General features: G+C 63.0%; 18 protein-coding genes and 1 pseudogene. 10 read left to right on the top strand and 9 right to left on the bottom strand.

Going from position 1 to position 20,360, the window contains the following annotated elements:
- Nucleotides 1-101: 101 nt before the first annotated feature.
- A complete protein-coding gene (locus tag NKJ09_RS19545; protein WP_352494421.1) occupies nucleotides 102-737 on the bottom strand; it encodes an ankyrin repeat domain-containing protein in 636 nt (211 codons plus the stop codon).
- Nucleotides 738-966: 229 nt separating this feature from the next.
- Here NKJ09_RS19545 and NKJ09_RS19540 point away from each other — a divergent pair, with 229 nt between their 5' ends.
- On the top strand, nucleotides 967-1,821 hold the full coding sequence (locus NKJ09_RS19540) for an aldo/keto reductase (RefSeq protein ID WP_352494422.1): 855 nt from the start codon (nucleotides 967-969) through the stop codon (nucleotides 1,819-1,821).
- Nucleotides 1,822-1,941: 120 nt separating this feature from the next.
- On the opposite strand, the gene NKJ09_RS19535 is transcribed toward NKJ09_RS19540, so the two are convergent.
- Nucleotides 1,942-4,197 carry an alpha/beta fold hydrolase gene (locus NKJ09_RS19535; protein ID WP_352494423.1) on the bottom strand — a complete coding sequence of 752 codons (2,256 nt, stop codon included), beginning with the start codon at nucleotides 4,195-4,197 and terminating at the stop codon, nucleotides 1,942-1,944.
- Nucleotides 4,198-4,521: 324 nt separating this feature from the next.
- Nucleotides 4,522-4,827, bottom strand: coding sequence for a hypothetical protein (locus tag NKJ09_RS19530; RefSeq protein ID WP_023722367.1), 306 nt, complete (start codon nucleotides 4,825-4,827; stop codon nucleotides 4,522-4,524).
- A 235-nt stretch (nucleotides 4,828-5,062) separates the two neighbouring features.
- Between NKJ09_RS19530 and NKJ09_RS19525 the strand changes: the two genes are divergently transcribed.
- The 9 genes from NKJ09_RS19525 (at nucleotide 5,063) to NKJ09_RS19485 (ending at nucleotide 13,217) form a co-directional block, all read left to right on the top strand.
- Nucleotides 5,063-6,355: an Nramp family divalent metal transporter gene (locus tag NKJ09_RS19525; RefSeq protein WP_352494424.1), complete on the top strand. Its 1,293-nt coding sequence runs from the start codon at nucleotides 5,063-5,065 to the stop codon at nucleotides 6,353-6,355.
- 722 nt (nucleotides 6,356-7,077) lie between these two features.
- Complete coding sequence (gene msuE / locus NKJ09_RS19520) at nucleotides 7,078-7,635, top strand: FMN reductase (RefSeq protein WP_023722369.1); 558 nt, start codon at nucleotides 7,078-7,080, stop codon at nucleotides 7,633-7,635.
- A gap of 45 nt (nucleotides 7,636-7,680) precedes the next feature.
- Nucleotides 7,681-9,045, top strand: coding sequence for an LLM class flavin-dependent oxidoreductase (locus tag NKJ09_RS19515; RefSeq protein ID WP_352494425.1), 1,365 nt, complete (start codon nucleotides 7,681-7,683; stop codon nucleotides 9,043-9,045).
- A gap of 40 nt (nucleotides 9,046-9,085) precedes the next feature.
- Nucleotides 9,086-9,934, top strand: a complete 849-nt coding sequence (locus NKJ09_RS19510; RefSeq protein WP_352494426.1) for an ABC transporter permease — start codon at nucleotides 9,086-9,088, stop codon at nucleotides 9,932-9,934.
- 54 nt (nucleotides 9,935-9,988) lie between these two features.
- Nucleotides 9,989-10,987: an ABC transporter substrate-binding protein gene (locus NKJ09_RS19505; protein ID WP_352494427.1), complete on the top strand. Its 999-nt coding sequence runs from the start codon at nucleotides 9,989-9,991 to the stop codon at nucleotides 10,985-10,987.
- A 32-nt stretch (nucleotides 10,988-11,019) separates the two neighbouring features.
- The gene (locus NKJ09_RS19500) at nucleotides 11,020-11,781 is read left to right on the top strand and encodes an ABC transporter ATP-binding protein (protein ID WP_023722373.1); all 762 of its coding nucleotides are present in this window, start codon (nucleotides 11,020-11,022) and stop codon (nucleotides 11,779-11,781) included.
- Nucleotides 11,782-11,955: 174 nt separating this feature from the next.
- Nucleotides 11,956-12,585 carry a BA14K family protein gene (locus tag NKJ09_RS19495; protein WP_023722374.1) on the top strand — a complete coding sequence of 210 codons (630 nt, stop codon included), beginning with the start codon at nucleotides 11,956-11,958 and terminating at the stop codon, nucleotides 12,583-12,585.
- A 149-nt stretch (nucleotides 12,586-12,734) separates the two neighbouring features.
- The gene (locus NKJ09_RS19490) at nucleotides 12,735-13,064 is read left to right on the top strand and encodes a DUF2934 domain-containing protein (RefSeq protein WP_023722375.1); all 330 of its coding nucleotides are present in this window, start codon (nucleotides 12,735-12,737) and stop codon (nucleotides 13,062-13,064) included.
- A gap of 3 nt (nucleotides 13,065-13,067) precedes the next feature.
- Nucleotides 13,068-13,217 (top strand): hypothetical protein, encoded by a 150-nt coding sequence (locus NKJ09_RS19485; protein WP_023722376.1) that lies wholly within the window; start codon nucleotides 13,068-13,070, stop codon nucleotides 13,215-13,217.
- A 326-nt stretch (nucleotides 13,218-13,543) separates the two neighbouring features.
- On the opposite strand, the pseudogene NKJ09_RS19480 reads toward NKJ09_RS19485, so the two are convergent.
- The 6 genes and pseudogenes from NKJ09_RS19480 to NKJ09_RS19455 all read right to left on the bottom strand — a co-directional run.
- Nucleotides 13,544-13,699, bottom strand: a pseudogene (locus NKJ09_RS19480) (SOS response-associated peptidase); the annotation flags it as partial.
- 112 nt (nucleotides 13,700-13,811) lie between these two features.
- A complete protein-coding gene (locus NKJ09_RS19475; RefSeq protein WP_051409764.1) occupies nucleotides 13,812-14,030 on the bottom strand; it encodes a hypothetical protein in 219 nt (72 codons plus the stop codon).
- A 1,077-nt stretch (nucleotides 14,031-15,107) separates the two neighbouring features.
- Nucleotides 15,108-16,892, bottom strand: coding sequence for an ABC transporter ATP-binding protein (locus NKJ09_RS19470; RefSeq protein ID WP_502901336.1), 1,785 nt, complete (start codon nucleotides 16,890-16,892; stop codon nucleotides 15,108-15,110).
- 9 nt (nucleotides 16,893-16,901) lie between these two features.
- Nucleotides 16,902-17,873, bottom strand: coding sequence for a glycosyltransferase family 2 protein (locus tag NKJ09_RS19465; protein WP_031195092.1), 972 nt, complete (start codon nucleotides 17,871-17,873; stop codon nucleotides 16,902-16,904).
- 63 nt (nucleotides 17,874-17,936) lie between these two features.
- Complete coding sequence (locus tag NKJ09_RS19460; RefSeq protein WP_023722381.1) at nucleotides 17,937-19,040, bottom strand: glycosyltransferase family 2 protein; 1,104 nt, start codon at nucleotides 19,038-19,040, stop codon at nucleotides 17,937-17,939.
- A 3-nt stretch (nucleotides 19,041-19,043) separates the two neighbouring features.
- Entirely contained in the window at nucleotides 19,044-20,237 is a 1,194-nt protein-coding gene (locus NKJ09_RS19455) for an acyltransferase family protein (protein WP_352481688.1), read from the bottom strand.
- Nucleotides 20,238-20,360 lie beyond the last annotated feature (123 nt).

Genomic DNA, 20,360 nt, shown 5'->3' with positions numbered 1-20,360 from the left:
TTGAATAATTCATGTGAAGCGTTGCGGGGCTGTTTGCGCCATCGAGCGCGTCGACGTGACGGGAGATACGGACGCGCCCCGCGACAGGAAGGGCGAGGCCCTTATTTGCCGTCGAAGAAACTGTGGATCGCGGCTTCCAGCTTTTCGATAAGCTGAGGGTTGTGGCAGCTGCCAGCCCAGATCAGGGCGTTTAGCCTCATCTCCTTGTTGATAAAGCTCACTTTCCCAGAATCCAGCAGGTACTCCGCGATCTCGTAGTGCCGCCCCTTGATAGTCTCGATGAGCGCGTTGTTTCTCCCCGTCTTGTCGGTCAGATTTACTTCCGCGCCATTCTCCACGAGCAACTTGACGACTTCGAGATGCCCGTTCTTCGCCGCCTCGATTAGAGCGGTTCTGCCGTAGTAGTCAACTCGCGCGTTGATCTCTATTTGGGGGTGTCTCACCAGGGCTGAGATACACGCATAATGTCCCTTGGCGGACGCAAGGCTCAAGGGCGTGCTCTTCCACTTGTTTCTGGAATTCACGTCGATTTCCGGGTCTTCGATCAGCGCCTCCACCACAGCTGTGCGGTCATTGAGGGCTGAAAGGTGAAGTGCAGACCAGCCGCCATCGTCCGGCTGATTGATATCGGCGCCAGCCGCCAATTCCGATCGAACCGCCTCCGCATCGCCTTTTTCTGCCGCGACCAGCAGAGGCGACCAGTCTCTTGCCCCTCCGGCTTCCAAGCTGTTGGTCAACGCAGTCGCCTCCTCGGATAGTCGACAGAATACCACATTATCGGCAATAGTGGCGGCTCCTGTACTCAAGTCCAATGGGTCAAAAGCTGGAACGCTGTCGGCCCGAACGGACATCGAGATCAGCGCTTCACGTCCGTTTCCTCACATTCTCCTGATATTGACTCGCTTTGCCGGCCATCCGGACTAGATAGAGCCTGCGCCGGGCGGAACGATGCAGAAGGACCTGAACATGCCTGAACAGATTACCCTGAATAGACCTGAACAGACCAGATTGAACGACGGCTCCGCCATTCCGCAAATCGGCCTCGGCGTGTGGCAGGTCGATCCAGCCATCACCGCCAAGGTAGTGCGCTGGGGAATCGAGGCCGGCTACAGACTGATCGACACCGCCGAAGGCTATCAGAACGAGGAAGGTGTCGGGCAGGCAATCCGCTCGGCCGGCGTGCCGAGAAGCGAGTTGTTCATCACCTCGAAACTGCGCAACGGCGCGCATCAGCGCGACGCCGCCTTGCGCGCCTTCGACGAGACGATGAGCAAGCTCGGCATCGAGCAGATCGACCTGTTCCTGATCCACTGGCCGGTGCCCAGCCAGGACAGATATGTCGAAGCCTGGAAGACGCTGGTCGAACTCAGGCAATCAGGCCGGATCAAGTCGATCGGCGTTTCGAACTTCAACCAGGACCATCTCGAACGGATCATCGGCGAGACCGGTGTCACGCCGACCGTCAACCAGATCGAGCTCCACCCCCGCTTCCAGCAGCGTGACAAACGCGAATTTCATGACAGGCACAACATCCGCATCGAAAGCTGGAGCCCGCTGGGCAGCGGCCGGCTGTTGAACGATCCGACGCTTGAAAGCATTGCCAGGAAACACGGCAAGTCGCTGGCGCAGACGATCGTCAGGTGGCATCTTCAGGAAGGGCTGATCGTTATTCCAAAGTCGATCCACCAGGACCGCATCGCCGCCAATTTCGATGTCTTCGATTTCGAGCTGGAAGCGAAGGACCTCGAGCTCATTCGGGGCATGGATTCGCCCGACGGCCGCTCCGGCCCGAACCCCGCTACGGCCGCATTCCTGTTCTGAGGGCCGACAGTGAAGCTGCCGATCTCCCCCCTTGTGGGGAGATGTCCGGCAGGACAGAGGGGGGGCGCTGTCCCGCCGGCCTATTGAACTCTCCGGCTCATATCCCAACCCAGCGGGACCTCAGGCAGCCGGTTCACTGACGGAAAAAAGCTGCAGGCTGCCGGGAACACCTACAAGCTCCATCTCGCCATGCTCTTCAAAAGCCAGGCCGGAACCGGCCGCGAGATCACGAACCGTGCGCGACGCGATGATCTCGCCCGGTCCGGCAACGTCGAGCAGATGTGATGCCAGTTGAATTGCAACACCGGTGAAGTCGTCTCCGCGCCTTTCGCATTCGCCAATATGGACTGCCGCGCGAACCTGAAGGTCTAACCTCTTCATTCGACGACGGACCGCGATTGCACATTGGATCGCCCGCGTTGGTCGCAGAAATACCGCGAGAAACCCGTTTCCGGTGCGGCTGATTTCTTGACCGTTAGCAAGATGCAATTCGTTGCGTATCTCGTCGTCGTGTCGCTGCATCAGATCGCGCCGCGCCCGGTCGCCAGCGTTGACGGGAGCCGGCGGCAACCCGACGATTTCCATGTGCAGCACCGTCACAAGCACGCGCTCGCTCGACGTTGCCGGCAGCGAGCCGGTGACAAAAGCCTGGATCTCGTCGACCAAACGATCGGAATTCTCCCCCCAGATTACGTGATCACGGCCGGCAAGCTCAATGTATCTGGCGCCTTCGATATGCGTTGCCAGGTAGCGCCCCTCTTCCGGTTTTACCCAGCGGTCGCCCGCCGTCTGCACGATCAGTGTCGGGACGTGAACGGTTGGGAGAAGGGCGCGAACATCGATTTCAGTGCCCCAGCGCCAGAGCGCGACCGCGTCGGCAGGTGAGGCTGAATTCCTAAGATACGCGGCGAACCATTCTCTCTCGAAACTGTCGTTCATCAGGCTGGGTGCGGCGTTGCTCATGTCCGCCGGCTCCCCCCACTGTCTCTCGACGGCGGTCAGATCTTCTTCTACCTGCTCGCTTGTCCTTGCCCATGGATAATCCGGCGACCATCGGCCGCTGGCATAGGTTCCGTTGAGCACGAGAGCCGCTGTTCGTTCGGGATAGGTCGCCGCGAAAAGCATGCACATAGGCCCCCCTTCGGAGCTGCCGAACAGAACCGTTCGCTTTGATCCGACCGCATCCAACACCGCTCGCATGTCTTCCATCCGCTCTTCCAGCGTTGGCAAACCAACATTGCGATCGGACAGTCCGGTGCCTCGCTTGTCCATACGGATCAGGCGGGCAAAGGAACCGAGACGCTGGAGCATATGCGCCAGCCGCGGCGATGACCAGGCAAGGTCGAGGTTGGAGACCCACCCAGGCACATAGATCAGGTCGACCGGCCCGTCGCCGGTTACCTGATAGGCGATGTTGATTCCGGCCGATTTGACATAGTGGGTCGCGGGGCGCATCGGCTCGGCCCGGGACGCCGGCCGCTCACCTGTTCGGGCTGCCGACGTTGGCGGTGTCTGGGAAGGCGACACCGAGGCGGCTATCCGGGTAGCGGCTTGCGGCGTCACGCGGCGCGTCCGCAGGTCATCATAGAGTTGCCGGGTCTCCGGCTCGGGCTGCAAGCGGAGCTGCAGTTGCAGCACATCACGGCAGCGCTCATACTGTTTCAGCGCGAGGTTAAAGCGGCCCTGGGCGGCATAGGTCCGCATCAGGGCTCGGTGGATATCCTCCCGTAAGGGCTCCAAAGCCAGCAGGCGCACCGCCGCCCGCAGGCATGATGGAAGATCATTCGTTGCCGAATAGTGCGCGACGAGCTTCTCCAGCACGATGGTTGCGATTGCCCTCAATCGCTCGCGCTCCACTCTGAGCCAATCTTCGAACGGCTCCTCCTTCAGGCCGAACCCGTCCAGGAGGTCGCCACGATAGACGACGAGCGCCTGCTCGAGTTGCTCCGGGTCGGAGCCGGCGGCCAGCGACTCGAACCGCGCGACGTCGAAATCAAGATCGTCGAGATTGAGCGTAATGCTGTCGCCGTCGCTCAGAAACCTTTCGCCATCGGATGCGCCCATTCCTTTCCTTATGGCGGATAGGGCCTGTCGAAGGTTCATTCGGGCCTGGGTTTGGCTGTTGCCGCCCCACAAAAGCGCGGCGAGCTTCTCGCGCGATTGGGAGTGTCCGGATTGCAGGGCGAGATAAGCCAGCATGGCGCGAGCCTTGCGGCTGAAAACCGGGGCCACCGCTCCTCCGGCAAAGTCAAAGCCGCCTAACAGACAGAGATGAGGGTGCGCCATCGGATCCGCCACAGCCACAGCTTCTTTGCGATCCTTTCCTGTACTTGCCTCTATTTCAACCGTCATTTCGCCCGGCCTGGTGTTTTTCACGAATCCTTCACGCTGGCTCCACCGCGTTTCTCACGACGCAGGGAAGACAAGTGTCGGGAGACCGGTATCTCAGGAGGACGCTATGCTACCCCCGACGGAATGGCCCATCTGGCATGATGATTCAAGGCAGGACCCGCAGCCGCGCGGCGGGCCACTGCGCCACGACATTGCGCTCGCGCGCTATCTTGAGAACCAGCGGGCCCGCCGGGCGTCAATGATCCAGGGGTTCGATTTCCGGGCCGCCGCGGTCAGCTTGCGCGCACTTTTGGCGAATGCGGGTAGCCGTGGATATCGGCTCTTAGAGGTCCTGGGCATTAGGCCCTTTCATATCCCCGAGCCATCCACCAGCGGCACATCTTCGCCTTCCCACGGGCTCGGCATCGATCCCTTGCTGAGATTGGCCGACGGCAGCGGCATCCAGCACTTCAGTTCGGGTTCGGCATATTCGACGATGCGTCCTGGAGACGAATCGGAAGCGCGCCAGCCTTCGCTGCCGAACTGATCGGCGCGGGCCCAGTAGGCCATGTCGACCTCGGCCGGCCCCTGTTCGGAAGGCCGAACTGTGACAAGGATTCTGCTGCCGTCCCTTGGCGCGCTCGACATGTGGCGCCACTGATCGGGCTCGTCCATTGCACTTCCTCCTGCGATCTTCGCCTCGCCCGGATAGTCGCTTCGCGTTCGGAAGCGGTCAACCCGAACTTTTTTGCCTGGGGCAAAACCCTGCCCCGTCGTTGCGGAACAAGTCATGGCACGCCGGGTTTGGGCAAGTTGTTGAAGGAGGCAAAATGAGACCAGCGCCCCGACCGATCCTTAGCATTGTTGCATGGCAGGCCGCGCCTTTCGTTCCCCACCCGGTCCGATCGCAATGAGGCAGGCCGGTTCCGATCGTTCCACCCCACCGGAGGAGAGCAAAGGCGGCATAGGACGAGCGCTCGGCCTCGGCCTGATAACAGGGGCGGCCGACGACGATTGTTCTGCAATAGGCACCTATGCCAGCGCCGGCGCCCGTTTCGGACCCGACCTGCTTTGGACGGCTCCGGTGACCTTGCCGATGATGTACGCGGTCGTCTACCTGTCGTCGAAGCTCGGCCAGGTGTCGGGGCGCGGATTGTTCCACGTCATCAAGGACTTCTACCCGCGGTGGCTGCTCTGGTCGGTGCTCTTGGGTGTGCTCGTCGGCAACACCATCGAGGCAGCGGCGGATCTTGGTGGAATGGCGGCCGCGATCAACATATTCGTGCCGCTTCCCATCCCGCTGATCGTGCTGTTCGTCGCCGCCCTCATCTTCGCCCTCCAGGTTTTTGGCTCCTATACTTTGATCCGCAACATCTTTCGCTGGCTGGCGCTGGCGCTGCTCGCCTATGTCGGTGCCGCCATTCTGGCCAAGCCGGACGCCGCGGCGGTGCTGCGCGGAACACTGCTTCCCAGGATCGAGTTCAACCGTGAGTTCCTGTCGATCCTGGTCGCCATCATCGGCACCACGTTGTCCGCCTATCTCTACACATGGCAATCCAATGAGGAGGTCGAGGAGGAGATTGCCCAGGGGCGAACGACGCTCAGGGAAAGGAAGGGCGCCACCGACAGTGAACTCCGTCGCTCTCGCCGGGACATCCTCATCGGCATGATGTTTTCAAATCTCATCATGTATTTCATCATCCTGTCGACGGGTGCTACCCTCTACAAGGCGGGCCGCCATGATATCGACACGGCCGCGCAAGCCGCGGAGGCGTTGCGGCCGCTCGCCGGCCAGGCCGCAAGCGTTCTGTTCGCCGCAGGCGTGATCGGCGTCGGTTTCCTCGCGGTTCCTGTCATGACCACCGGCGCTGCCTATGATGTGGCGCAAGCCATCGGCTGGAAAAATAGCCTGCACGCCCGGGCTCGAGAGGCGCCCAAATTTTATCTCGCCATCGGATTTTTTACCGCGATCGCCGCTGGCCTGAACTTTCTCGGCTTCAATCCGATGAAGGCACTGGTCTGGTCCGGCATCGTTCAAGGCTTCTCGACACCACCCTTGCTGCTGCTCATCATGCTGATGACGAACAACCGCAGGATCATGGGCGACCAGGTGAACAGCCGCAGCACCAACATACTCGGTTGGGCAACGACCTCCGCCATTTTCTCGGCGACGATCGGCCTGGTGGCAACCTGGTTCATGTGATCCGGCGGAAGCAAAGCGACGCCGCCGGTTGGATTACCCGTTCCCGCTTGCGGATTGTCCCAGCTTTGCCGGTCTTGGAAATTCCACAACGTCGCCCGTGGGCCGCTTGTATTGCGCCGCGACAATTGCATCGATCAGGAGATCCAGAGCCGCACGAGCCGTGCGGCTCGTCTCGTCCTCGCCGCTCAAATAATGGCAGGCTCGTTCGAGGTGGAGGTGTGCGGCGGCAAAGTCGCTTGTCATAGGCTTCTCCCTGTTGCCCGCCGGCCGGCAAGATGACCGCCTCGATTTACCCAAAAGCAAATATCCACAGCCGGATTTGAATCAAATTGGCCTGACTCGCCACATGCCGCGGACCCCACGCCAGCACCTTGGCCTGTGCCCGCGCCGCGTCCTCTCCGAGGGCCGCTAGGCCATCCAGGATCGTGGCATCAGGACATGGTTCCCCGACGTCGCGCCGGAGCGCCCGAGGGCGACTTGCCTGATATGTCCGGCCAGCTGTTCATGCGCTCTGTCCGACGCGCTGCGCTATCGCGGCTGCAGGCGCTGCAGCGATCTTTCAGCGCGGTACGGCGCGTTGAATGAACCAATTGCCGGCGATGTGCCGCAAACTCAGTTCGCTCATCGTCCTGCTTTTGAAATTTTCTGGCTCTTTTAATTCTACAAACTCTCTAGACTTAACATAGATCGCTTGAAGTGGAGCGCTTGAGAGGGAGCTAGGAATGTCGAAAAAGCTCGTGGTGGGGCTGTCGGGCAATTTGACCCGGCCATCGAAGACCAAGGCGTTCGTCAGCCACATTGTCGGACAGGCCGCCGAAAGCATTGGCGCGGCCTCGGCCGTCTTCGACATCGAGGATCTCGGCGCGTCCCTGCCGCAGGCGAGGCGCCTCGGCGACCTCGACCCGGCGGCGCGCAACATCGTCGAACGGCTGCTAGGCGCCGACATCCTGGTGGCCGGCTCGCCGACTTTCAAAGGCAGCTATACCGGGCTTTTCAAGCATTTCTTCGACCTGCTCGATCCGTCATCGCTGAGGGGCAAGCCCGTCATCCTCGCCGCGACCGGCGGCGGCGAGCGCCATTCGCTGATCGTCGAGCACCAGCTGCGGCCGCTGTTCGGCTTCTTCGAGGCGCTGACCGTGCCGACCGCGATCTACGCCTCCGACAAGGACTTTGCCAATGGCGTGCTGGTGTCGGACGCGATCCATGCCCGCGCCCGGCAGGCGGTCGCCGAGGCATGCCGGGTAACCGGAGTGCCCTATCGCGTCGGCCTTGCCGCCTGAACTGACCCGAGATCCCCTCCCCGACCAATCCAGGAGCACGCCGCGATGACCAGATCCAAGAAATCCAGGCAGATCAAACTGGGCGCTTTCCTGCCCGGCGGCGGACAGCATATCGCCGCCTGGCGTCACCCCGAGGCGCCGGCCGACGGTGCCACCAATTTCGAGTTCCACAAGCAGCTTGCCCTGACCGCCGAGCGCGGCCTGTTCGACGCCTATTTCCTCGCCGACAATCTGACGGTCGGGCTCGGCGCCCGCGAAGGCGGCAATGCCAAGATCGCCGGCTTCGAGCCAGTGACGCTGTTTGCAGCGCTGGCGCCGCTCACCACGCATCTCGGCTTCATCGCCACCGCCTCGACCACCTACGAGGAGCCCTACACGCTCGCCCGCAAATTCGCCTCGCTCGATCATCTGTCGAATGGCCGCGCCGGCTGGAACGTCGTCACCTCGGCCGGCGACGAAACCGCGCGCAATTTCAATCGTGATACCCAGCCTGCCCACGCCGAGCGCTATACCCGCGCGCATGAGCATGTCGAGACGGTCAAGGCGCTGTGGGACAGCTGGGAGGACGATGCCTTCATCCGCGACCAGAAATCGGGGCGCTTCTACGACAAGGACAAGCTCCACGACATCGACCACAAGGGCGCGCATTTCAGCGTCAAGGGTCCGCTCAACGTGCCGCGCCCTGTGCAGGGGCACCCGGTGGTGGTGCAGGCGGGGCAATCGGAGGACGGCCGCAAGCTCGCCGCCCACTCGGCGGAAGTCATCTTCACCGCCCATCAGAACCTGGCGTCGGCGCAGGAATTCTACCGCGACATCAAGGCCCGCGTGGCGGCCGTCGGCCGCGATCCCGAGCAGGTGCTGATCATGCCCGGCGTAGCACCCTTCGTCGGCCGTACCGAAGAAGAAGCGCGCGCCAAATACCAGCAGCTGAACGATCTCATCCTGCCCGAAGACGGCGTCGCCCTGCTCAACGGGCTGGCAGGCCAGACGCTCGACATCAGGGGCTATCCGCTCGACGGCCCGCTGCCGCCGAGCAAGGAAACCGAAGGCATGAAGAGCCGCCAGGCGCTGATCCGCCAGATTGCCGACGAGCACAACTTCACCATCCGCCAGCTCTACCAATGGGTGGCGACGGCCCGCGGCCATTACACCGTCATCGGCAGCGCAGTGCAGGTCGCCGACCAGTTGGAGGAATGGTTCGGCAACGAAGCCGCCGACGGCTTCAACATCCTGCCGCCCTGGCTGCCCGGCGGGCTCGACGACTTCGTCGAGCTGGTGATCCCCGAACTGCAGCGCCGCGGCCTGTTCCGCACCGCCTATGAAGGCAGGACGCTGCGCGAGAACCTCGGCCTCAGGCGGCCTGAAAACCCGTGGACCGCCGCCCGCTCGGCCGTGCTGGCCGCCGAATAATCCCGAGAAGCCCACTACCCTCGAAGCGAGAGGCAAGACGATGACCTTGCAGCACATCGAACAGGCCGCCAGCCTCGGCACGCGTGACGGCACGACAAGCCTGGGCACGGACTTCCTGCGCCTCGGCGGCCGGGCAGGCATCCGCTTCCTGTCGCGCTACGGCGCCCTCATTGCCTTCCTCGCAATCTGGCAAGTGTCGAGTAGCGCAGGGTGGGTCAACACGGCCGTGCTGCCGCCGATCGATACGATTGTCGCGGCACTTTGGAAGGGGTTGGCCGGCGGCACTCTGCTCGGTGACATCGCCATCAGCCTGCAGCGCGCCGGTCTCGCCTTCGCGGCCGCCGTGCTGGTCGCCATCCCGCTTGGCCTGTTCATGGGCCAGGTGCGCGCGGTCGAGACCGCGCTCGATCCCATCCTGCAGGTCTTCCGCCAGACCTCGGCGCTGGCGCTCTATCCCGTATTCATCCTGCTGCTTGGGCTCGGCGAAGCCTCCAAGGTGTTCGTCATCTTCTGGGCGACGCTGTTCCCGCTGCTGCTCAACACCATCGGCGGCGTCAAGCAGGTCGATCCGAAACTGCTGGAGATGGCCCGCGTCTATGGCGCCAGGCAGCTCACCGTCTTCCGCCGCGTCGTGCTGCCCGGCGCCGTGCCCTCGATCTTCGTTGGGCTGAGGCTCAGCGCCACCACGGCGCTGCTGCTGTTGATCGCCTCCGAAATGATCGGCGCCAACAAGGGCATCGGCTTTCAGGTGATGAACGCGCAGTACAACTTCCAGATCCCGCTGATGTTTGCGGCAATCGTCATCCTCGCCGGCCTCGGCCTGATCGCCAACCAGGCGCTGGTCAGCCTGCAGCGGCGGCTCTGCCGCTGGAACAATGCCGTCGACTGACCTCCCCTTTCGCCATCGACCAGACCCAAGCCAAGCCAACCAGGAAAGACCACCATGAAAGTCACCCGCCGTTCCCTGCTTGCCGGCGCACCCTTCGCCGCCGGCCTTCTCGCCGCCGGCCTGCCGCGCTTCGCCTTTGCCGAAGCCGCACCCGTCAAGTTCCGCTCCCTCGCCAGCCGCGGCAGCATCTCTCCGCATGAACTGGCCGGCGAGCTCGGCTATTTCAAAGGCCTCGGTATCGAGGTCGAGAATGTCGGCTATTCCGGCGGCGGCCCGGAATCATTGTTTGCGCTCGCCTCCGGCAGCGTCGATATCGGATCGGCCGCAACCGCCGCCGTGATCAATTCGATCTCCGGCGGCAACGACTTCGTCGCCGCCTATCCGAGCAACGGCATCAACGGCAAGGTGCGAAGCGTCTTCTACGTGCTCGACGACAGCCCGATCAAATCGATCGCCGACATTGCCGGCAAGACAATCGCCGTCAACACGCTCGGCGCCCATCTCGACTACACCGTGCGCGAGGCGCTGCACAGCGTCGGCCTGTCGCCGGACGCCGCCAATCTCGTCGTCGTGCCCGGACCGCAACTCGAACAGACCTTGCGCTCCCGCCAGGTCGACATCGCGGCGCTCGGCTACTGGCAGGCGACCTTTGCCGGCGCGCTGGTCGACAATGGCGGCGTGCGTGGCGTGTTCAACGACACCGACGTGCTGGGCGAACTGGCCGGCGGCTTCGTCGTGCTCAGGCGCGACTTCATCGCCGCGCATCCCGACGCCGCCCGCAATTTCGTCGAGCAATCGGCGCGCGCCTCCGACTGGTCGCTGCAGAACCCCGACGAAGCGCGCAAGGTGCTCGCGACAATCCTCGACAAGCGCGGCGAAAACGGCGAGCTGGCGCGCTACTGGACCGGCTTCGGGCTGCGCCAGGGGGCCAAGGCGACGGACCGCGACATCGACTTCTGGGTCAGCGTGCTCGAGCGCGACGGTCGCCTGCCAAAGGGTAAGCTGAAGGCAACAGACATCCTCTACCGGCCCCGCGAAACCAAGACCAACTGACAAGGCCAACCGGCAGCTGGGAGACGAGCGCGATGAGCAGCACAAGCGGCGGTGAGGTCAGCATACGCGACCTGTCCAAATCGTTCAGCATCGGCGGGCGCTCGCTTGCCGTGCTGAGGACCCTCAACCTCGACATCCGCTCGGGCGAATGCCTGGTCATCGTCGGCGCCAGCGGATCTGGCAAGACCACGCTGCTGCGCATTCTTGCCGGGCTGGAGGCCGCCGACAGCGGCGGCGTCGCCATCGACGGCAAGCCGGTGCACGGCGTCGGCGCCGAGCGCGCGGTGATCTTCCAGGAACCGCGCCTGCTGCCCTGGCTGACCGTGCTCGGCAATGTCGCCTTCGGCCTCGAAGTGCGCGGCGTGCCGAAGGCCGAGGCCGAGGAACGGGCGCGCTTCTATATCGCGCTCGTCGGCCTCGCCGAATTCGGCGATGCATTCCCGAGGCAGCTGTCGGGCGGCATGGCGCAGCGCGTCGGCATCGCCCGCGCCTTGACCGTGCAGCCCGAAATCCTGCTGCTCGACGAGCCGCTGGGCGCGCTTGACGCGATGACCAAGATCGGCATGCAGGAGGAACTGGCGCGCATTTGGAGCGAGGAGAACGTCACCATGGTGATGGTGACGCACGACCTCGAGGAAGCGATCTACCTGGCCGACAGGGTGCTGATCCTGCCCAAGGAGAAAGGCGGCGCGGCGCGGCTGATCGACATCGACCTGCCCCGCCCGCGCGAGCGCAGCGAAAGCCGCTTCGTACGCTACCGCGAAGAACTGCTGCGCGAATTCGGCCTGCACTGAAAGGCCCCCTACGCGATCTTGGGTTCCTCGCCCCGCAAAGCGGGGAGAGGTGGCTCGGCGATGCCGAGACGGAGAGGGGTCTTCCTTTTTTGAAATCCTCTCCCCCCGCGCTCTTTCCTGGAACCGGATTCCCCGCCCCCGCATTTCCTTAACCGGGAGGCGAAGGAGCGCGGCATGAAAGCTTTGTTCGCAATCTTTGGCGGCTTCGTCCTGACGCTCGCCGTATTCGCCAGCGGCCTCGCATTCGCCACCTGGCTATTGATAGCCAAGCCGGTGCGGCCGCCCGCCCCGGTCTCCAGCGTCGCCGAACTGTGGGCCAAGGATCCGCGCCCGGTAAACCCGGCCTCGCAGCGCCTCGAGCGCCTCCCGGCCCGCCCGGTTCCCGTTCGCACCTCGGAAGTTGATCGCAGCTCGAAACCCGCCGACACCGCCGCAGCTTCGACACCCGACACCACCGGCTCCATCAAGCCGGCGGTGGAAGAGCAGCAGACGCTGCCCGCCGCCCATGTCGAATGGTGCGCCAGCCGCTACCGCTCCTACAGGCCAGGCGACAACCGCTACACATCCTACAGCGGCCAACAGCGCCCCTGCATATCGCCCTATCTCGACGCCGCCGATGACGGCAGCTACGTCGAGGCGAGCGATACGTCGTCAGTGGAGGGCTACCCGCCACCGGATGAACCCGGCGGCGCCGAGTTCTCATCCGACCACGTCCAATACTGCTTCAGCCGCTACCGCTCGTACCGGCCGGAGGACAACAGCTATCAACCGTATTCCGGCGGGCCACGTCGGCAGTGCGAGTAGGCTGGCGCGCCGGATGGCGGGCTAGCGGACCGAAGGGCATGGTGTCTTGTGCGATCCCACCCTCGAGCGGCTAACCAACGATCACGCAAATTTTTTTGGATCGTTCGGATCGGCGCGGCGTTCATCCGACAGGCAAAGGAGGAATTAAGATGGGCGACGAACGGGACGACAAGATTCGTGAGCGCGCATACCAGATCTGGGAACGCGAAGGCGGGATCCATGGCGATCCCGAGCGGCACTGGCACCGGGCTGAGGCCGAGATCGACAGGGAGGCAGCCCTGCCGCTGACGGCAGGCGATGCCCTGCCGGAAACCCGCGAGTTCGCGAGTTCCGACGTCTTGACGGTGGAGGCCCTGGCGGTGCGCACCGGCATATCGGGCGAACAGGCACAGGAGCTGATCGACAGGCTGGGCAACGACCGGGCGGCGATCGAACAAGCCGCGCGCAACCTCAAGGGGAAGCAGCGGCTCGGGGAGTGACAGATGATCAGAAAACTCAAAGACGGAAAATACCGCCTCTATTCGCGCAAGAAGGACGAAAAGACCGGCAAGCGCCGCAATCTCGGGACGTTTGACAGCCGCGAGGCTGCGGAGAAGCACGAACGTGAGGTGCAGTATTTCAAGAAGCATTGAGGCGGCGTTGGGCGTGTTGTCGCTTGCCAGGCAGCCGCGCCGGATGCCTGACGGAACCTGAGCCTGCGAAGACGGCGGCCACGCATCTCTGCGCCGGACAGTTTACGAGAACATGGTGCGTCCAGAAGCAGGTAACGACGCCCATCGCGGTCGCCCGCGGATTTTAGCACGGTATGCAAATTGTTCAGAACCGTACCTGATGCACCTCGCGCAAGCGGCATAAACCTTTCAGTGACGAAGCGTTCGCTTGCAATGTGGGCGATGCCTCCACTAGTTTCTGGTCAAATTGAACAAAACGGGAACAAAAATGTCACGGGCGAATTGAATTCGCGTTCGCCGTCCGGCGTGTTGCGCACCACAGGGCCTGGCTGGTTGGGATAGATGTCGATGGAGGGTTCGAGATTGCCGAGGATATCCCGCAAGGCGCGGGTCCACTGGCGAATGGCCTCCTGGCTGGTCGTGATATTGTAAAGATTGCACATTTCAGGCCGTTCCCGGATGCTTAGGCATCTTGTTGGAAACGGCCCGGAATTTCCAGCGCTGTCCGTTAGGTTGCTGACACGGCAGGCCGTGTCAGCAATGGCTTTGTGAGACCTACCGCGCCGATTGTCTCATAGCTTGTGCGGCGACTGCCGCCAGAAAAGCCCTCGCCGCGGCATCGCAGGCCGCTCGAGACGGGCCCTTGGCGAAAAGAAGAAGCTCGGCGGCTCGAATGTTGAGCCCGTGCTTCCTTGCGAATGTGGCTAGATCGTAAGGCTTGTTGTCGTAAGGCACGTCGTCGTAGTCGATCGTCAGATCGTAGTTTTCTTTCATTTTCTTCCTCCCGTTAGCGATCTTCCCCCTCCTGTCGCTAACGCAAAATTAACGTCGATGGCGTCGGGCGAGTCCACCAATCAGAGATTGTGTAAAAAACGTACGAGCTCGGATGCTCGCCCTCGCCACGGCGCCGCGAGCAATCGCCGCGAGCCGGACCGCTCGAAAGAGCCGATTTATGGGGGCACGTTGGAAAAGGCAGCCACGGCCTGGTGCCACGGGGTGTCCGCGACCCTACCGTGCCTAATGGCCGTCATTTTCATCTTCCTGGCCCGGTCCGCAAAGCCGGCCTCGTTGGGTCAGCTAAAGAATAAATCCGGCTAATAACACCGTAAGGAGCAGTGACAGCGGAACAGCCGCAAGACACCAGATCTCCAACGTGTTGTTTTGCAGCGGGTCCATCGTCAGCCTCACTTTTTGGTTCGTCATTGTGACACTAACGGTTGGTCGGAGGTAGCGGTTCCAAGCGACGCTGTTCATAGAGCGCTGCCTGTGCTGCATATTAGCAACAGCTTGACGACCGCTGAGCCCGTACCGCTTGGAGAACTTCACTTGGCGCCGGTGGATGGGCATTCCGCAGGAATGCAAGCGCCCCTCCATCAGGCGTGCGGGGATCGATCGCCGCCTATGATCAGCGCCGAGCCATGCCCCGGAACCCAATGGCTGCGTCGACCTCCGGCCGAAGTTTCGCTACCACCGAGCAGACCCGATGTTCACTCCAGCCAGCGATGCCCGTTTATAGGACCTAAGTCTGACCTGCCTGCGCAATGGTCTCGTGTACGGCCGGCGCCGGGAACAACTGCGCCCGTCTTCAGTTGATGGCGTCACCTCCTCGAGGAGAGATCGGCGCAGAATCAGTCCCTTCAGCGCTGATTAGGGTCCGCCTGCCATTGATGGATTTGGCAGGCGGACCCTTGGTTCTGTACGCTCCAGATCGAAAGCGGGTAAGCTCGGGATCACTCATCATCCCAGAAATCCTGCAGAGAGGCATGGCGGAGGGCTCCTCGCCCTGAGATGCTTGACCTGGCTTGACATCCGAGACGACCTCCCAGCGCGCGCACGCAGCGGGGGGCGCCCTCAGCCCTCCAGCGCCTCGTGCTGGTAAAGCTCGTCCATGCTGAGCGTCGCGAGCGCCGCGAAGGGCGCCTGCTTTTTCACGCGGCCGTGGCTCAGGATCACCACGTCGTCGCAGAACGAGATGGTGCTGCGATGGTGGCTGATGACGATGGTGGTGCGGCGGCCGGCGCGCGACTTCAGTGTCTCGACGATCGCCGCTTCCGACAGCCCGTCCACCGCATTGGTGGCTTCGTCGAGGATGAGGATATCGGGATCGCGCACCAGGGCTCTGGCCAGCGCGATCCGCTGCCGCTGTCCCGCCGAGAGGTTGACGCCGCGGTAGCCGACGACGGTCCTGTAGCCTTGCGGCAGTTGCTCGATGAAGCCATGCGCTTCGGCCAGTTTTGCCGCGCGCTCGGCGTCATCGGTCGAGGCCGCGTCCTGGCCGTAGATAATGTTGTCGAAAATCGTGCCGTCGACCAGCTCCAGCTCCTGGCTGGCGAGCGCGATGTGCTTTCGCCATTGGCTGGGGTCGATGCGGTCCAGAGGCGATCCATCGACGAGGATCCTGCCGCTATCCGGTTCGACGAAGCGGCACAGGAGATTGACGATCGTCGTCTTGCCGGCGCCAGAGCGGCCGATCAGCGCGGTCGAGCGGCCGCTGCGGATGTCGAAATTCGCCGCATGCAGCACCACCGCGCGCTGTTCCGAACCAGAATAGGTAAAGGTGACGTCCTCGAACTTGATGCCTTGGCTGAGCCCGGGGAACGCCGCGTCACCTTGCGGCGGCTCGGGCTTACCGGATGGGTCCAGCATCCACGTCACCTCTTCAAGCGATCCGCTCAGGCCCTGCAACTGGCTCCAGGCCATTTGCAGCGACCGCATGTAGGGCTGCAGCCTGTAGAGCAGGATGACGAAGGCGACGATCAGCGGGAAGCTGACATTGGCGAACCAGGCGCCGATCACCACCGCCAGGAACAGCATGGCGTGCAGAACCTCGGTCAGCGGCGGCAACGCTCCCTGACGCGTCAAAAGCACGAACGCCGCCCGGCGCACTGCATCCGATGCCTGGTCGAATGCCGCCTTCTCGCGTTGCTCCTGGCCGAAGATGCGGATCAGCCGTCCGGCATGCACCAGATGCAGCATCTGTGATGCGAGCTGGCTGTTGCGGGAGGCGACGCTGCGGCTCGGCGCCTTCAGATTGGCCGACAGCATGGCGTGCGCGACCTGCACCAGCGCCAGGCCCAGCGTGACCAGCAGCGTCATCTGCCACGACAGGAGCAGCAGGAAGGTCAGCAGGATGATCGCGGCCGATGCGTTGACGATTGCCCCCAGCGTGATCTGGATGGCATCCGAGGCCCGCCAGGATTCGTTGGAGATGATGTTGAGCAGCCGTCCAGGGCTTTGCTGCAGGAAGAACGGGTAGCCCACCCGCAGCAGCTGCTCCGACAGCGCGCTGCGGATCGAATGGCTTGCCTTGCCGTAGATGAAGGTGGTCAGCAGCGTATTGACGTAGGCGAACAGGTTCTTGAGCACGATCGAGCCGAGGATGGCGACGGATATGACGATCAGCCGGTCGCGCTCGCTCAGGCTGGATCCGACATGCTGGAAGACGGCGGAAAAGCCAGCCATGCCGGTCTGCCCCTGCCCCATGATTATGTTCAGCAACGGGATGATCAGGCCGATGCCGAACCCCTCAAGCGCCGCACTGAGCAGCCCGAGCACCACCACGGCCGGAAGCAGGCGCAACTGCTTTTGCCCGAGCGCGCGGCGCAGCATCGGCAGGCTGGGCGGCATCAATCGCATGATTGCGGATCACCTCGCCTCGGCATTTGCCTGTTGCTCCTGTCGCATTTGCGCCGGCTGCGGCGATTTCACCAGCGAAAGCACCGCGAACTTGGCCGCGCCGAGCAAGTTCATGCCGATGATCGGCCAGTGCGACAGCTTGAGTTCACGGTCGAACAGAGGGCCTTTCCTCAGTTCGCGCAAGGCCGCCCTCATGGACCAGTAGAAATGGCGAAGCAGCCACGGCGCGTGCCGGATATGTTTCAGGCAAAGCCCGCCATTGCCCATGCTGTAGTCGCGGTGCAGCTTTTCTATGGCCTTGCGATCGCGCCGACCATGATGGTGGTAAATCGTCATGTCGGGCACATATTCGACCGGAATCCCAAGCAGCACCGCCCGCACGAGATAGTCCGTATCCTCGGCCGAGCGCAGCGGGCCGCCGGCGCCGAAGCGTTCGTCGAAACGGCCGATGCGGGCTGCAACATCACGGTGCATCGTCATGTTGCAGCCAAGCACGAAGCCACCGGGATGGACATCCGGCGTAAGCCGCGCGCGCACCGGCGACCGCTTGATGGTGAACGGCAGGTCGCGGGGATCGCCGATCTCGACGCGGCCACCACGGATGACCCGTTCGCCGGCCGAATAGTGCCGTTGCAGATCGTGCAGATAATCCTTGTGGACTGCGCAATCGTCGTCGACGAAGACGAGCACGCGGCCCCGCGCCCGCTCCAGCCCGGCGTTGCGCGCGGCCGCCAGTCCAGGTCGTGGTTCGCGAATAGCGGTGAACGGGATGTCCGACAGTTCGGCGATGCTGGCCAGCCGTTTGGCGGTGCTGTCGGTCGAGCCGTTGTCGACAACCACCAGCTCGGCGGCAAAGTCGGCATGGGCACGACACGCGGCCTGGATCGACCTGATACAGGGCTCGAGCACGGCGACGCGGTCGCGTGTGCAGACGATGAAGCTGACCGCCGGCGCCGGTCCATGCTGCGGCCGCGGCGACATGGCCGCCGGCACCGTCGAGTGGCCGCGCTGCTGGAGCTGGTGCGATTTGACGAACATGCGTTGCTAGCTCAACTGGTTCGAAGGCAAAACCGCCGCGGCCGGCACGGATTGCAGATACCGCGACAGGGCATCCACCTGCCTGGTGACCGACATCGAGGCGAGACTGAAGCGCGGCGCGAAGGCACCGGTGCGAAACACGTACTGCTCGCGGCGCCGGATGAGCTTCCATTTCGCGGTCCGCGTCAGGAATTCGTGCATCAGCAACGGCTGTCTTTCTCCCGATATGAGCTGATAGAGGAAGTAGAACAGGTTCAGCGTGCCGGCCTGGTAGCTCGGCCTCGCCTCGGCCGGCAGCGCGGCAATCCTTTCTTCCAGCGCAAGGATCCACTCGGCGGCACGGCGAACCGTGCCCATCGACAGGACCTCACCGATGTCGCGGAGGTCTTGCGTCTCTTCCGCGAGCCCCTCGCGCTCGAGGTTCTCGGCGACGATCTTCAAATGCGTCCTGCGCATTTCGCGCTTGTGCCTGTTGGTCACGCTGTCGTCATGGATACGATAGGCGATCAGGCTTTCGGGGATCATGGCCGCCGGGTAGCGGTCGGTCAGCCGCCTGAACAGGTCGAAGTCTTCGGCGTGCTTGTACCTTTCGTTATAAAATAGAACGCTCTCTTCGATGACCTTCCTGTTGTAGACGACCGTGGAATGCATGCAGATCGTGAAGAACATCGACAAGATGCGCAGGCTATTGTCCTGGAATATCGGATCGGGCGAACCCCTGACGATGCGGTTGCCGAGCAAGGTGTCGAAACCCGCGCCGCACAGCGCGAGGTCAGGCTGCTGGTTGAACAGCGCGACCTGTCGCGACAGGCGCCGGGGATAGGCGACATCGTCGGCGTCCATCCTGGCGACCAGATCGCCGCGGGCCATGGCCAGGCCTTCGTTCAAAGTTGCAATCAGGCCACGGTTTTCGCGTGAGATGATCGAGATGCGATTGTCGGCCTGGCGGTATTTCTGTAGGATCTGCAGTGAGTTGTCGGTCGAGCCATCATCGATGGCGATGACCTCCAGACGATCGTAATCCTGGCGCAGGATGCTACCCAGCGCAGCGGCAAGATAAGGTCCCGCATTGTAGGTCGGCAGCAGAACGGAGACTAAGGGAGCAGCCATTGGTCAGCCCCGACCGCTTCGTTGCAACTTGCGTGGCAAGCGCGATGCGCCATCAAGCGGCCTGCTCGGATATGCTCCTGCCGCGAGCCAACCGCTGTTGGTCGTATCGATGCCTGTCGGGAAGCCGGCTCGGCCTCTCCGGGCAACATAGGGGAAGTGGCGCTTTAGGCTGTTGAGCGGCTTCTCGAAAAGCAGCCATGAAACCGACGCCAGCATGAGCGTCACCGTTCCCGCCACCAGGAACCGTCCCGGCCCTTGTTCCGAGACGTTGAGCGGAATCCAGGGCTGCGATTTGACGACGAGCGACAGCACTATCGGATGGTAGAGATAAACGCCGTAGCTGATGCGGCCAAGGCCAAGCAGCGGCGGCAGTTCGAGACCTTTTCCGATATAGCCACCAACGCCTGTCGAACAGCTTGCAACGATGACCACCAGCGGCACGAGAGGCAGGATCTGCAACAGCAGCCAGAGGCCCCATTCCTGCAGCGGATTTGCCGGCGCCGGCGCAAACCACTGCAGAACGAAAAACGCCGCGGCGAGCCACGGCCAGCCAGCTCGAAGCCATTGCGGCAGGCCAGCGGATCTTGACCGGTAAGCGGCAAGCAGCGCCCCTGACGCCAGCGCGTCCATCGACGCCGGCGGCAGCAGGTCGCGCGACAAACCGGGTGTTCCCGCGATCGGCCAATAAAACCGGTAGGCCAGCGACAGCCCGATAACGGCGATACAGATCGCTTCGAGGCGCCGGCGCGGCGCCAGCAGCACGATCAACGGCCAGGCGATATAGAACTGCTCCTCGATGCTCAGGCTCCAGAAATGGCAGAGCAGCCAGGGCGTCCATTCATTCTGCGCTGCGTACCAGAAATTCGACAGATAGAGCGCGTGCCAGGCCAGCGATCCTCTCGACTGCTCCATGTCCGTAAGCCAGACGAAACCCAGCACGGCGAAATAGGGCGGGAATATCCGCAGCGCCCGCCTGATATAGAAGGATCTCAGCGCCGGTCCGGTTTCGAATTCGGCGGCCGAGCGGGCTTCGAGCAGCAGGCGGGTAATCAGAAAGCCGCTCAGCACGAAGAACAGACGTACGCCGATATGGCCCCAGAACGAGGATCCTCCGGCCGCGAAGAAGTGTGCGTACAGCACCATCGTCACGGCGATGGCCCTCAGCGCGTCCAATTGGGTGTCGCGCGCATTTCCCATTAGCGGCGTGCGCCGGCGGGACGGCGAAACTGCCAATCGGTCAACATAGCGGCGTCGTTCACGGCGCATTTCCAATCGGAAGCGCCCCCCTCACGCAGGATAAGGCGCCACCATTGTGCAACG

Origin of the sequence: Mesorhizobium sp. M0189 (genome assembly GCF_040322135.1) — a bacterium.
GTDB lineage: Bacteria > Pseudomonadota > Alphaproteobacteria > Rhizobiales > Rhizobiaceae > Mesorhizobium.
The sequence above is the reverse complement of the archived record's forward strand: the minus strand, read 5'-3'. Positions and strand labels throughout refer to the sequence as shown.

Coding starts and splice junctions, on each gene's coding strand:
- NKJ09_RS19540 (WP_352494422.1), top strand. CDS start 967: ATGCCTGAACAGATTACCCTGAATAGACCTGAACAGACCAGATTGAAC.
- NKJ09_RS19530 (WP_023722367.1), bottom strand. CDS start 4,827: ATGGACGAGCCCGATCAGTGGCGCCACATGTCGAGCGCGCCAAGGGAC.
- NKJ09_RS19525 (WP_352494424.1), top strand. CDS start 5,063: ATGAGGCAGGCCGGTTCCGATCGTTCCACCCCACCGGAGGAGAGCAAA.
- msuE (WP_023722369.1), top strand. CDS start 7,078: ATGTCGAAAAAGCTCGTGGTGGGGCTGTCGGGCAATTTGACCCGGCCA.
- NKJ09_RS19515 (WP_352494425.1), top strand. CDS start 7,681: ATGACCAGATCCAAGAAATCCAGGCAGATCAAACTGGGCGCTTTCCTG.
- NKJ09_RS19510 (WP_352494426.1), top strand. CDS start 9,086: ATGACCTTGCAGCACATCGAACAGGCCGCCAGCCTCGGCACGCGTGAC.
- NKJ09_RS19505 (WP_352494427.1), top strand. CDS start 9,989: ATGAAAGTCACCCGCCGTTCCCTGCTTGCCGGCGCACCCTTCGCCGCC.
- NKJ09_RS19500 (WP_023722373.1), top strand. CDS start 11,020: ATGAGCAGCACAAGCGGCGGTGAGGTCAGCATACGCGACCTGTCCAAA.
- NKJ09_RS19495 (WP_023722374.1), top strand. CDS start 11,956: ATGAAAGCTTTGTTCGCAATCTTTGGCGGCTTCGTCCTGACGCTCGCC.
- NKJ09_RS19490 (WP_023722375.1), top strand. CDS start 12,735: ATGGGCGACGAACGGGACGACAAGATTCGTGAGCGCGCATACCAGATC.
- NKJ09_RS19485 (WP_023722376.1), top strand. CDS start 13,068: ATGATCAGAAAACTCAAAGACGGAAAATACCGCCTCTATTCGCGCAAG.
- NKJ09_RS19475 (WP_051409764.1), bottom strand. CDS start 14,030: ATGAAAGAAAACTACGATCTGACGATCGACTACGACGACGTGCCTTAC.
- NKJ09_RS19470 (WP_502901336.1), bottom strand. CDS start 16,892: ATGCGATTGATGCCGCCCAGCCTGCCGATGCTGCGCCGCGCGCTCGGG.
- NKJ09_RS19465 (WP_031195092.1), bottom strand. CDS start 17,873: ATGTCGCCGCGGCCGCAGCATGGACCGGCGCCGGCGGTCAGCTTCATC.
- NKJ09_RS19460 (WP_023722381.1), bottom strand. CDS start 19,040: ATGGCTGCTCCCTTAGTCTCCGTTCTGCTGCCGACCTACAATGCGGGA.
- NKJ09_RS19455 (WP_352481688.1), bottom strand. CDS start 20,237: ATGGGAAATGCGCGCGACACCCAATTGGACGCGCTGAGGGCCATCGCC.